Below are 14,098 nucleotides of genomic sequence, written 5' to 3'. Positions count from 1 at the left end.
TAACGCAAGATAATCGTAATTCGGACACAGCTTACATAATCGGTCTATCTGTCCTTACCGATAAATTCTTATACTTTAGATGAATTAAGCAACACTTCCAATTATTTAGCTATTTGATTGGCTAATTAACTGGCTTTAAGCAATTCCAATATATAACAATAATTTAAGGATAATATTATGAATAACGATGGCCGTATTACAGATCCTAAAGACCGTATAATTGCTGACGATTATCTTGAAGTAGGCGATAGAGAGCGCATTATTGACGATAACGAACGCCGAGTAACGGGTAATAATGAGATAATTGATGGCAATAGAGTGGTTAGACACGATGATGACAACATGATTAATGACCATGATGCTATTGATCGCAATGATGTAAAGCATATGTCTAAAGAGACAAAAAAAGATCTAAATGCTGATATTATCACAGGTGAACCAGGTTCGCATCCAGTAGGTACTGGTATCGGTGGTTTAGGCGGGGCAGCAGCAGGTGCCGCTATCGGTACGATGGCAGGTCCATTAGGGACTTTAATTGGTGGCGCTATTGGCGCAATCGTTGGCGGCGGCGCAGGACATGCAGCAGCGGAAGCTATTGACCCAACACGTGAAGAAGCCTATTGGCGCGCACAGCATGCAAATGCTGATTACTATAAAGAAGGTCATGACTTCGATCGAGATCTACATCCTGCCTATGCGGTAGGTTACGCCAATCGCGCACGCTATCCTGCTGATGCACGTTTTGAAGATCATGAAGCAGAACTAGAGCGTTCTTGGCATGAAGTGAAAGGTGAATCACGGATGGAATGGAATGAGGCACGTAGAGCATCTGCTGATGCATGGAACCGTTTATCGTAATGAGGATTCGTCTCAAAATAATTAAGCAGAGATAATGATTAATGTATTTTAGGTAATTTAATAATACAAAATATTACTGTCTTATCACTAGAATTATTTTGATTGTAGATATTGTCTTGTTACTAGATAAAATAGACCATATTTATGCTATTTTAAAGCTTCCAAAGATGCCTTTGGGAGCTTTTTGCTGTATATTTAACTTCTAGAATACAATCGATCGTCAAAAATAATAATAGGTTATCTATGACTAGTAATGTTAATAGCAGCAGTCAAAAACAGTTTTATATTGCGACTGCCAATTTACTCAACTTTGCTAATCCGAATCGTATTTATTATAAAAATGCGCCTGCTTACAGTCAGCATGAATATGAGCATAAACTGCATGGCATTACTGATTTATTAGCAAAGGCACATGCTGATATCATTGCAGTACAAGAAGTATGGGACAGCGAGTCGCTTGAAGCACTTGCTGTATCGTTAGGATTCAAGGCTGAGCAGGTTGTGGTGCCGTTGGCCAGCAATGATAGTGCGAGTCCGTATACGCAAGGGATGGGAGCACAGGGTACGCCTGCTGTCGGGATTATTAGTCGCTTTGAGCAATTAGAAACCAGTTTATTGGAAGATATTGTGCCAAGCGCTGTGATTGATATCCCTGATATTGGTGCTTATCAGCGTTTTAATCGTCCGCCATTGGTTCTACGTGTTGATGCATATGGCCAGCCAATTACGATTGTTACCGCTCACCTAAAAAGCAAACGCGCTTTTTTCTTGCGTGATGACAATGGCAATCTACTAGAAGACATGGCTGATCCAAACATTCGAGTCCGTGCCAAACTTCGCAGTTTGTGTATGCGCGCCGCAGAAGCAGCATCTATACGCCTGTCTATTATTGAGCGCTTACACCATACTCGTGAACCATTGATTTTGTTAGGTGATATGAATGACGTCACTGGTAGCGTGACCACGCAACTAATGACTGAAACTGGTGAAATCAACTATGATAAGAGTATGCGTGACGTCGCATTATTTGACGCGGCTCGTATACAATCGCATTATGGTTGGATGAAAGATGTGGCCTATACCCATATATATCAAGGTATGCCAGAAGTAATTGATCAATTGTTTGTGTCAGAAGAGTTTTTGCCTGATAGCAAGTTTTCGCTCGGTCGGGTTGAACGTGTCGACTATTTTAATGACCATTTAAAGTGGGATTATGCAGATAGAGTCATTGATCATGGTATTATAAGAGCGAAAATTAAATTGAATGATTAGTTTTATTACATTGCATGATCAATGCTATTAAAGTGTTGATCGGTACGTTATTTTTAACCCATTTATCTCCCTTGCTTGATAGTATATAAGCGTTTATGATGCCTCTTCATGGATTTTAGTAGCGTTAGTATCAACTCTACACTACTGGATAATAGGAAGTAATCCTTCGGTTTAGGAGGAGTACTCTCTAGTGAAGATTGTTTTTATAAAATAGGGTGTAATAATAAGAGACTTATAATGAGCGAAAATAAAGACGAAAAAATTGAAGATGTGTTAGTAGACTCTGAGCTGGCAAAAAAACTGGTACCGAATAAGTTTAAATTTACCAGCCAACAAGGTCGTGCGCGTCGTCAAAAACTTTTGGCCGGTGCCAAAAAGTTAAGTGAAACACAACCTATTAATGACATTACCTTGGCTGCTGTCTGCGAAGAGGCGGGCATCCCAAGAGCTTCTGCTTATCACTTTTTCCCTAACATCGAAGCAATATTTTTAGCATTACGCTTTTTGAATGCTATTGAAATATTGGAGATGGTAGAAACAGTTGATGTCGGAAATTATGACAGATGGCAGGGGTACTTAACGGCGCTTATCGACCAATGCGTGACGATATTCCATAAAGACGAAACCAAAGCAAAGCTCATTTATGATACCAATACACCTGACTTTGAAGGTGATAGCTTTGGGGAAGATATGGACCATCAGATTGTTGACTTGGTCTACAAACGTTTGTCAGAGCGCTATGAGATGCCAAACTTTGAAGACGTTCAAGACACTTTGTTAGTTGCTTATAGTATTGTTAACGCTATATTCACCTTGTCTTATCGCCGTCATCAAAGTATCACTAATGACTATATTCAAGAAGCGAATACCGCCTTCATCGCTTATTTACGTTGTTATTTACCAGAGAAGCTGCCACGTAAAAATCGTTAATTTAGATTTCTTACAAGCGTGTAGCCAATAAAAATCCGACATATAATGTCGGATTTTTTATTGGTTTTTTAAAGCGTTCAAAGATTTCGCATTAATACTTGCCCGTGACAAACATCGTCGCTTGCACTTAAAGGAGCGTATTGCTCGTAGTAGCGGACGATTAACTGTTCTAAATTGACGTTGGTCTGCGAATCATGCGCATTGACGTAAGCTTCGCGCGCTTGTTCAAGCCAGCGATCTGCCATGCGAAAATGAATACCAGATTCATACCGACCACGTTCACACTGGTTAGTCGCTGCCCAAATGAGAGCAACCTCGCTAAAGGCAATCTCACGTGGTGCCGATTCTATACCATTACTATCCTTAAGCGCACTCAAGGTCGCCCATAGATCAGGCCGCATTAGAGCAGAGTCTGATGGTATATCTTGAATAAGAGTCAGATCTTGCTCTGTACCATTTTTTAATGCTACCAAGATAGTTTCTGCATTTTTTGCGGCATATAAACTCGTAGAGGAGCGACTATTCATACTTTCTTTATGAATGGCATAGTTCAGCCAAGCTTGGGCTTTATAGGCAAAATATTGTTGACGAGCAGTCATGTTTTTTTGCTGATAATCTTGTAAATGTGTCAGCATGCACGTCATCGTGCGTTGATTTTTTGAGCGGTGAGACAATGCTTGAGAGTCAGCACAGTGATAAGTGTCATTCTTTACATTTGTCATTTGCGCTATATCGTTGCTTTTAGCAAAAGCAGGTGTGAGTAGCGTTGATGTCAGTAAAAAAACGGCTGATAACAAGGTAGAAGCAGATTGTTTATAAATACCTGCTTTGAGAATAGAATGAGACATGAGGTAAAAACCTTGTATTAAGCAGATGAAGGTTAATATGATGGCGTTGAATATGATGATTTATTGAAATGTGTCTGTCGTACCAAGCGATACAGTCAAAATGCCCTAAAAACGCTACGGTACTGCTTCTATCAATGCGTGATGTATCGATATTGCTTTTCACCGAATGACAATGCAAGTGCACAGGACGCTTGCATTGTCATAAAGGCGATATTATAACTCAGGATCAGTCGTCAGACCTTTATCTTTACGCAGGTTTGCACGCTTGAATAAATCTTCATCAAATTTAAAGCGTAATCTAAAGTAAGCGCCTTGTTGCGTGGTGTCATCATAAGCGATGTCCTCGTCTTCAAAGCCCATAAAGTTATAACCTAATGATAACCAAAGGTTGGTCATCGGACTATAACCCACTTCAGCACCAAGCATATAAGACATATCCTCTGCCTGCTTGTTCCAATAAGTACCTGCTTGCAAGCCTACATCCCAGCGCTCACTGATATCATAAAGACCGCGTGTATAAAGCGCATGAGCCGTATTATCGCTACTGGTATTATCGGCATCAAACTGCGTGTACTTACCAGCATAGTGACCAGACAAGGTCAATGGACGTGTTGGGTGATAGTTACCACTTAATGACCAAACAACCGTGTCTTTTTGATAAGCATCATCGCCGGTATTGTTGTCATCCAAGCGATATTCAAGTTTCGTTAGCATGTCTAATCGATTGCTATCGTAATCACGATAAGCGGCGCCAAGTTGAAAACGGTTAATAGTGCGATCGCCATCATCATAGGCTACTTGAGAATAGATGTCTTTGGCCAGCAACGTGACTTCATTGGTATAGCGATAAGCAATACCAGCGCTGCCTAATACCGTATCACTGGTTTCACCCCAACGCTTCTCAAGACGGGCAGAGGCTTTGTAATCTTCTTTTGCTAGATATTCGACACCAACGCCAGCTGCAGTTGCCGTACTATCTTCCTCACCTTCCAGCGATTCAACACGCTCTAATAAGGTATTTACCGTTAGGCCTTTCTGAACGTACCATTTATTTTTTAGACCAATAGCTGCTTCAGCTTCGCGGGCGCTAATCGCATCACGCATACGGTATTCGCTATAGACTTTACCGTCTTTCATGTAATTGGCATCAAAACCAAATACCGTACGTTGACGCTCTTCAGTATCATCCAAACCGTAGCTGCCAGATAAGCTATTGATCAAATCATGGCGAGCATACAAACGACCTAAATCACCTAATGGCGTCTCGCCGCCAATAGAGGTTGCATTACGATTACCGTTGTCTATATCTTGCTCATACTCTGCAAATACTAGAGAATTATTGAGCTTGGGTAAACGTGCAGTAATACGAGCGCGAGCTGTGGTGCCTTCGAGATCTTTTTCAGCATTGTTGACATTATTAAGCGCTGACTGGTTGATGATATCATCGTTAAAGATAGTGTTATCTGTAATATCTACGACATCTGTTGCAGCTTGGATATTGCGTGAGGCAGCAGTGGCTTCTTGCTTGTAGTAGCGTACGCCAATTTCGCCAACGATATTGGTACTCAAGCGCTGTTCAATACTGGCTAAGACACCTTCGCGGCTAGCATCTGTCGTATGATCTTTAGTACGTACGCCTTCAAGTTTTAGGGCGGTTTTTTTATCATTAATTAAATGAGTAAGCTCAGCACCAGATTCTTCACGGCCAGCCGTTTGCGGTGAGGCGCCAGTCACGAAACCTTGGTCCGTGTCTTTATAATAAGCTTTGGCGCGAGTATTTTTCTGGTTATCAAATTCAAGCTCAAGACGTAGCGCATTGCCTTTAACGTCACTACCTGCTAATTCTGTCGTGTTAATTTGATTACTTGGCTGAAAGTTTGGGTTTTCAGCTTTATTCATTGCATATTCTGCGACTAGTTTTAGCTGATCATTAAACTTGATGACGCTGTTCACACTAGCCAACTCTTCTTTGTTCAATGGATCATCACTATTGATATAACTACCACCGATAGCGATTTTGTTGGTCAGTTGCTGCTTAGCTGCGATACCGCCAACCAAATACTCTTCGCCGCCTTCGTCTACTTCTACAGTGACACGTAGATAGATAGGGTTGCCATCAAAATCTTGGCTAGCAATAGGCGCTTTTAGGAATAAGCTGCGACTAATAGGATCAATCTCATAATCGGCAAAACGGGTAAGCGTTTTGCGGCTGACGATCAAGCCGGGGTTATTGGCATCACGAGTGATTACTTCAATAATCTCTGAGTTTTCTAGTACGGCATCAAAGTTCTCTGCCAATGGATAAGGGCCTGAAATACCTAAACCCCGAGTTTCATTGACGCGCTGGCTAGTACTCGTCTCTGCTACAAAAGCAGTAATTCGAGTATTGTTATCTTCAAATTGCGCTTTTGCACCAGTCAAAGTACGGTTGTATTGACCAAGTTTTATGCCTTCATCATTATCAATTTGAGTCTTTAGATCGCCATACATCGCAAACGAGCGACCTTTATCTAAGCGCACATAAAGTTTGCTGGTAGACTGTGCATCGAAGCCTTTAGCCGATGAGTCGCCGTACACAGGATAGTATTCGCCAGGATCGATATCACGGAATAAACGCTCGCCTTTTTTGTCACTGTCATAAGCTAGGGTCAATAAATAGTCGCCGCGTACTTTGCCTTTTAGGAACATAGCGGCACGACCAGAGGCATCATTGCCAGCAACATCATTTAATTCTTGCTCGAATGCACCTTGAGCGTCAGTGATGCTGCCACCATCGAATTTTTTAAGGGAGATGGCACCCTCAACGATACCGACTGCTATTAAAGGACGCAATTGGGCGGTAAATTGTAATGGAATGACTTGCTTGCTATTGCCGGTATTAATGACCATCTCACCTTTGCCCGGTACGATTGGGGCCGTGACTGGTATCAGTAACTCGCCACCAGAAACGATGACTTGGGTGCCAGCTTGATCTTTACTGCCATCACTAAGGTTGATACGACCGATATTAGTATCAATCGTAATCGGCGTTGAAGCAATATAAGGGCGGCCATCAAGATCTTTTAAGCTGATAATGATCTGATATTCGCTAATGCCATCTGCTGCTACTAACTTTGCTTGAGTACGATAATCAATCGTTTGCAATCTGTCAGGCGTCAAGACTTTAATCGTCTGCTCAGAGATAGTTTTGCCATTAATATCAGTAGCCACACCGCGCAAAGTATTAGAGCCACGTTGTAGGTCAACGGCGTAGTAATCAAAAGCAGTCACATTTTGCTTTTTTTGTTCAGCAGTTTTGCCGATTTGCTGCTCTGATACGGCTTTACCATTGGCATAAAGTGTAAATACTGAGCCAAGTGGCGCTTGTACCTGTACCATTTGCTTATAAGTGCTTAGCTGCTGGCCTTCATTTAGGTTGATAAAAGCAACTTCATTATTAGCCACTTCTTTTAAATATTCTTCAAGCTCTTTTTCTACTGGTGGGGCGATGGTAGTCACGGCCATATCTAATCGATTGGCTGCTGGACTGACCATTTCGTTGACGATAGCGGAGTCACAGTTGTTACCAAAGTCTAGATCGCCATTGATATTACAGCCGTTGGCGTCAACGTTATCATCAGAATTTTTATTGTAGTCAGGTTCTAACGTTAGTTCTGTTTTTACTGCTTGCTCAAGCGTGTCATTCTTCGCATTTACTGATTTACTGCGAGCAACCAGTTCTGCATTTAAGCGCTCAGTACTATCACCCATACCGCCGACAATACCGAAGTCAGCACGATGCAATTCGCCATACTTTAAGTCAACAAAGCGGCTGCCAGCATCGCCAGCATTACGATTGCTTTGTGTGACCATTTCGGTGGCGTTAGGAAGCGTGGTGCGGTCAACTTTTAAAACATGAGTTTTGGCATTCACACCATAGAAGTTATATTTACCTTCAGGATCAGTAACGATGAAATTACCGTTTTCCATATAGATTCGCACGCCCGCAACCCCAAGCTCGCCATCTTCTTTTTGTTGAATACCGTCACGATTGATATCATGGTAAACCTTACCGACAATGATGCCGTCGGTATTCATGACGCCGCGCTCCACATCAATTTTCCATTGTGCTTCTCTTGATGATACGCTTTGGCCTTGACTGTTATTCGCCACCGCAGTTGCCCGATTGATACCGTCACCGCCTAATGATGAGGCACCGACCAATACACGGTAAGTAATTTGTTTACTTTCGCCGTTTGCCATCTTACCTAGGTTTAGCACCTGATATTTACCCTCAGCCTTAAACTCAGTGGTTTGTGCTGGATTGATATCAGCCGTTTTTCCTATCCGCACGCTACCATCAACGTAATCGAAACCACGTGGTAAAGCGTCTTTTAGTTGTACATCATAAGCGGTCGAGCTGCCGCTATTGGTCACATTAATCGTGTAATTAACATAGTCACCAAGCTCAGCACTCTTGACGTCACTTTCTTTGGTAACAACCAAGCTGGGATTGTCATTGACAATATTAGCTTGCGTGTCTAAATCGTTAATACGATCTGTGAAGTCTGATTCGCTCGGTAACTGTTCAGCACCTGTACCCACAGAAGGAGAAATACAAGCGTCCAAACTGGCAGTCAATGTATCACCTGCCAAGGTCTGGATTTTTTTGTCGTTGACCGCATCTGCATTGTTTTGCGTGGGGGCTGATAGATGATATTTACCCGTATTATTACCAGTTTCAATACCTTTCAATGAGTACTTATCGCCTGTCAATAGCGATTTAATGGTTACCCATACTTGATCTGGCTTGTCTGTTTGGACATTACACTGTGCATAGCTGGTTTCAATATAAACATCTTCGTCGATTTGTGAGGATGTTTTATTTTCATCAAATTTAGGTGTTGTAAAATTGATCTCAGGCTTAACGATCACTATCTTTTCAACAACGTTCACGAATGACTTTGATGGATCTTCAAGTACGACGGCATCAAGCTTGATATCGGCAGTATCACCGTTTTTTCCATTGGGATCTGACAACACTTGCATGATAATTTGCATACTTTCATTCTGACCAAGTTTGATCTTATTACTTAAATTATCAAAGAGTATTTGGTTATCGGCACTATCAACAATGCCATTGTTGTTGAGGTCTTGATAGATTTTGACATTGGAGACCGAAGAGGGTACATCCAGTGTGAGCTCAATAGTTTCATCACTGAAGCTGGTGTTTCTCAGTGTTTTAGTCCAGTTGACTAACGTATTGGGAGCGACGGTACGCAAGGTTTCTTGGTTTAGACTAACCCCATATTCAGGAAGCGCAGACGATTTTACTTGCACTACGTTTGATGTACCAAGCTGCTTGATCGCTTCTACATCATAAGCAACGTTTGCTAAATTATCAATAATTTGCACAAGTGAGTTGGGTGCTGCGAATGCTATATTCGACTGCATAAGCAACATTGCTACTGACAACGCAGATATCTTCGCTGTACGCAATGAGTTACGATTAGACGGTGTCATGGTAGATAGAGTCATATGTCGCTTATCCAATAAAACATAAAGGGGTAATAGGGTAGAGCGTCTCTAGCTTGACCAGTTAAAAGTGGCTAGTTCAAGCTAGAGAGTTGGTCTATAAGCATCTTGTGAAGCTTATAGATTATTTAATTATTAATTAGTACCTGTTTGCGAAGGTTTTGCAGCAAATACAACGTTGGCTGTGGTATTTGCAGCGATACTTGCAAAGGTAACTTGTAATGACTGACCAAGGGTTTGACTAGTGGCAGTTGGAGATGCTGAAAAGCTATTGGCTTGATAAGTCAGTTTGTTGTCTAACGTATCTGAAACCACAAGATTGTTAACGACTTTATTACTATCAGTAAAGGTGTTTTTAGCTTCTAATTTATAGAATACACATTGATCCGCATTAGCCGTTACATTTCCAGTTGACCACGCAGGAGCGGTAACAACAGGTTTAGCATCACAATCAGCAGCTATCTGGTATTTTTTCAGATTAATACCCTGCAAGGTTGTGATAGATGCTGTAGACAGTGGATTGCCAGCGGTGCTAGTAGGTGCGGCAGTACCATCAACTGTACCGTTAGGCTGTACAGCGACGGTTAACGTTTCGAAGTCACCTATGTTGTTTACATTATCTGTTGTAGAGTTTGGATCGTTGCTGCCTTTACCTGTTGAAGCAACCTGTACGCCAATTTTGACGCTCTCACCAGCAGCTAAACCTTTGCGAGTGGTAGTACTACCTGTCACAAAAGGAGTAGCAGCGTTAAGATCATAGATGCCGTTTACGCCAGTAAGTTCAGTTTCACCTGCGTCAAACTTACCATTGTTATTCGCGTCTACGTACACACGTGTGATACTGATATTAGGATCGTCAATAATGCCGTTATTTTTAGTAGCTGTTGGTTTTATAGACAGTTTGACCGCATTGGCATTATTGCCTGTTCCCGCTGCTTCTGTAACGTCAATACCATTGTTGGTGATGGTATAAGTATAAGTATTGGTAACGTCATTAATAGTGGCAGGGGTAACAAGAGCGATTTCCTTGTTAACACCAGGAGTGATAGCAATAGCACGAGTTTGATTGGTCGTGCTTATGCTTGCGTTGTTATTATTGTCTGCACCTGCTAGAGGTTTAGCAGGGTCTTCATAAGTGCTTTCAGTAGGACCGCCTGGATTGACGCCATTATCAGATCTATCGACGATATCAGGATTATTAGCAGTAGCATCATCTTTAGTATTGTCTCTGACGACTGCATAGTTGACGAATGAGCTAGTAGCGGTTGCGCCAGCGGCTTTTTTGGCACGGAAAGTGACGGTGATGGTTTCGCCAATTTTGATGTTTTGACCAGCTACCGTTATTGTTTTGTTAGCGGCTGATAGTACGGCTGTACCTACTGTACTACCGTTAGATGCTACAACAGTGGGCGCTAGATAGTTAGCTTCTCCCAACGCTATTGCTACTAAACCTGATGGCAAGTCATCTGAGATGCTGATCGCAGTACCATCGATATTACCTTCGTTTTTGACAGTAATAGTGTAAGCAACATAAGCATCAGTATTATTTAAATCAAAGTTCTTATTACCAAGATTGGTAGTAGCCGATTTTGTAATAGCGTAAAGTGGTGTTTTGGTTAACGCATTATCAGTGTTAGTGGCGGTATAGGTAGTAGCAGCGCTATTAGCCGCTTGCGACTTTAGATAAGTACTTTCGGCTGTGACGGTTAGAATGCCATTTGTATCCGCAACACGTTTAGTATCGGCTTGGGCTGTCACAGTGATTAACGCTTTTTCGTTTGGCGCCAATGCAATAGTACTGCCGTTAGCAATAATGACTGCACCACCGACATTGGTACCAGCAGCATTCACTTTTTGATACTTAATTACACTGTTGGTGAGATTGTAATTAAAATCATCACCAGTGGCATTGGCAATTTTTACCGTATAAGTATCGTTAATGTTACCGCCGTTGGCCAAGGTATGAGTGAAATCTACCGTTGAGTTTGCCTGTGCATTGATATCGCGATTTCTACCAAAATCATCGTTAGGAGTAGCATCAACAACTGTAGAAATTAAACTAAAAGAACCCGTTTCAGACACATTAACGGTCACTACATTTGATTCTGCATTTTGTACGGTCGTATTACCAGCAACAGTATACGAAGCGGTGGCTTTGTTATTTACATTGAATGAGCCAGATGTGCCACCTGTTGGGGTAGCGGCATTGGCACTAGTAATACCCATAGCAGCAACGACACCGACGGTCAACACTGAGTATTTGAATAGATTAGGTTTCATGCGGTAAATCTCCAGAAAGTTTAAGATAAAAGCATCAGGTAAGTGTTAGTTGACTATCGTATTGAGTGACACGGTGGCAGACTTATTGGCTGGCAATAGCTTGATATTCCAACGAAGGCTACGGTATTCAGAGAATGGTACTTTTACTACCTTGCCATCTACTTTGCGCATTAGAGGCATGTCCGCATAGTTTTTGCCATCAGTACTGCCTTGTGCGCTGGCAGGTGATACTTCACCATTGAAAGACATGTTTGCAGGAATAGGTAGAGTCACTGCGATATCGTTTATATTTTGATTGACGGTATTGGTATAAGTCGCTTTATACTGAATAACCGTACCTGTTGGAGCGGTGCTGGCAGGTGAATAGGTCACTTTACCCTCTGCGTTTTTAACGGCTTTATTGGCAGTTAACTCCATCTTTAATGCATCGTCAGCATAGGCATTACTAAGTAAGCAGGTAGACGCTAAAGTTGCTAACAAAACACTATGTAATAGCTTGAAATGGCTCATATAAAATCCTTTTTGGATCATGGTTATCAGTGTGGTATTGCTGTGGAATCGCGGTCTAATCGGTTGCAATATATAGAGTCAGTATCAATAAAAACCATACATACATTCTTTAACGTATTTTCACGTAAAACCTACATACATTCATCATAAAGACGACAAAGGGTATTTCGAGGTTACCGAACGGCGAAAGCCCTATCTGGATAGATAGGGCTTTTTGTGATTAAAAAAGAGTTTAATAATGATTGGATATTGCAAGAAAAAATAACTACTGAGGGTTCACAGTACTACCATATTTAGTATTGAAATAAAATGAGCGTGTCTGTCTATTGGGCAACGTTTGGGACATGGTTGTAATAGTGCCATTTTGACCATTAATAAGAGTATCGCTAAACACTCCCGTTGCACGAGCAGGATTGGTCAAGACTGAAGTCACAGTCGCGCTGTTTACCCCTTGTTTCTGTAGGATGTCTTGCATAGTAAAATTATCAATAGTAATGTTGGCGCGGTTGGTCGCTGTGATTTTATAAGCAATACATTGGCCTGGACGTATATCAGGATTGTTGCCTGAGGTTGATAAAGGGGCTTTACTATAATTGAGCGAGGTATCTGTGAGTGAGGTGATATCACATTTATTTGGTGCTTGCTCTTTTTCTAATACCAAAGCCGCATTTGCAGCAATGACTCTACCAAAGTTGTTGTCTGGATAGTTATAGACAGTCGCCGAGAAACCAGCATTCTTACTTTGATTGTTAGTCCGAATAGGATAAGTCGTAGCAGTACGACTTTCTAATAAGCATAAATTGGTATTATTACCTAGAGTAGTAGTAGGTATGCTGATTTGATACTCGCCTATAGAAGCATTGTCTCTAATGACTGATTGAGCGTTGTAAACAGTGGAAGTATTGGCGCAATTAACTAAATTAACCGTACTGCCATTAATTCCTGACTCTTGAGGCGTATTGAATATACCATTGAAATAATTAGGTCTATTCGTATATGGGCTAGCACTACTCGTAATATCAGCATTAGTGGCACTCGCCTCATTAGCTGTAATACCGCCATTATCATCAAATACCGTACCTGAAAAAACATACTGAGGAATATAGCAATAGTTATCTACACGGAAATCAATCTCTTGATTGGTCGGATTCTGTGCAAGTCTACCTGTGTTGGTATAACTTATCTTGACTGAACTCACAGGTTGAGAGAACTGTACAGAGCCTTGGCACTGAGTACCTAGATCTTTAGCTGGGCAGTTAGTGGTACTAGTTGTACGGAGTCCTTGTTCAAAACCAATAATATTCGAGCCAGTTATCTGTTGAAAAGTACCTGAAACTGTATTGCCTTGCTCGTTAGTGCCTGTGATCTTGATATAGTCATCAAACGCATTACCGTTACCATTAGCGTAATCGATGTCAAATGCACTGAGTGCGACATTAGTAAGAAAAATGGGTTGAGAGGTTATGCTATTACGAAAGTCAAGATTGATATCTGTAAAGGCAGTGGTGTTGGGAAACGTCCGCCTAATATTGATAGCATTATTATTACCCGCCGTAATGACACCGAAATTGCTTAGTGTTGTACTAGAGCTAGACTCAACTGTATTGATCTTGATTTGTAGAGGAATACTACCTGCTGAATTACCTGCGACTGTTACATAGTTATTGGTATTTACCGCAGACGCTAAACTTGAATAATCAGCATTGGTTAAGCTGCCTTTAGAAAAATTGGTGTTACAAATGGCACCAGGATTGGGAGCAAGTGCAAATACTGTATTGCTCATAAACAACAATGTTATAAAGCCTGCAAAAATTGAGAATAAATAGCTAATACGTCGAGATAAATACATATTTCTATAGTCTAAAACGTCTTTAACCTTGTTCATG

8 protein-coding genes are annotated in these 14,098 nt (G+C 41.4%); 3 read left to right on the top strand and 5 right to left on the bottom strand.

Translation table 11 applies throughout. The features are described 5' to 3' along the window. The first annotated feature begins 342 nt into the window (after positions 1–342). From JMX48_RS03085 to JMX48_RS03075, 3 genes are all read left to right on the top strand, one after another. Positions 343–858: a hypothetical protein gene (locus JMX48_RS03085; RefSeq protein ID WP_201534622.1), complete on the top strand. Its 516-nt coding sequence runs from the start codon at positions 343–345 to the stop codon at positions 856–858. A 243-nt stretch (positions 859–1,101) separates the two neighbouring features. Next, the gene (locus tag JMX48_RS03080; RefSeq protein ID WP_201534194.1) at positions 1,102–2,130 is read left to right on the top strand and encodes an endonuclease/exonuclease/phosphatase family protein; all 1,029 of its coding nucleotides are present in this window, start codon (positions 1,102–1,104) and stop codon (positions 2,128–2,130) included. A gap of 237 nt (positions 2,131–2,367) precedes the next feature. After that, positions 2,368–3,060, top strand: coding sequence for a TetR/AcrR family transcriptional regulator (locus JMX48_RS03075; protein ID WP_201534192.1), 693 nt, complete (start codon positions 2,368–2,370; stop codon positions 3,058–3,060). Between the two features lie 77 nt (positions 3,061–3,137). Here the strand turns inward: JMX48_RS03075 and JMX48_RS03070 are convergent, their stop codons facing one another. From JMX48_RS03070 to JMX48_RS03050, 5 genes are all read right to left on the bottom strand, one after another. Next, complete coding sequence (locus JMX48_RS03070; RefSeq protein ID WP_201534190.1) at positions 3,138–3,908, bottom strand: hypothetical protein; 771 nt, start codon at positions 3,906–3,908, stop codon at positions 3,138–3,140. 213 nt (positions 3,909–4,121) lie between these two features. Beyond that, complete coding sequence (locus JMX48_RS03065) at positions 4,122–9,425, bottom strand: SdrD B-like domain-containing protein (protein WP_201534188.1); 5,304 nt, start codon at positions 9,423–9,425, stop codon at positions 4,122–4,124. Between the two features lie 132 nt (positions 9,426–9,557). Then, positions 9,558–11,702 (bottom strand): beta strand repeat-containing protein, encoded by a 2,145-nt coding sequence (locus tag JMX48_RS03060; protein WP_201534186.1) that lies wholly within the window; start codon positions 11,700–11,702, stop codon positions 9,558–9,560. A 45-nt stretch (positions 11,703–11,747) separates the two neighbouring features. Continuing rightward, positions 11,748–12,212, bottom strand: coding sequence for a hypothetical protein (locus JMX48_RS03055; protein ID WP_201534183.1), 465 nt, complete (start codon positions 12,210–12,212; stop codon positions 11,748–11,750). A 265-nt stretch (positions 12,213–12,477) separates the two neighbouring features. After that, on the bottom strand, positions 12,478–14,097 hold the full coding sequence (locus tag JMX48_RS03050; protein ID WP_201534180.1) for a hypothetical protein: 1,620 nt from the start codon (positions 14,095–14,097) through the stop codon (positions 12,478–12,480). Between the last annotated feature and the right edge of the window lies 1 nt (position 14,098).

Source organism: Psychrobacter immobilis (genome assembly GCF_904846225.1).
Lineage (GTDB): Bacteria > Pseudomonadota > Gammaproteobacteria > Pseudomonadales > Moraxellaceae > Psychrobacter > Psychrobacter immobilis_F.
Note: the sequence above shows the minus strand (reverse complement) of the source record. Positions and strands in the feature narration are given on the sequence as shown.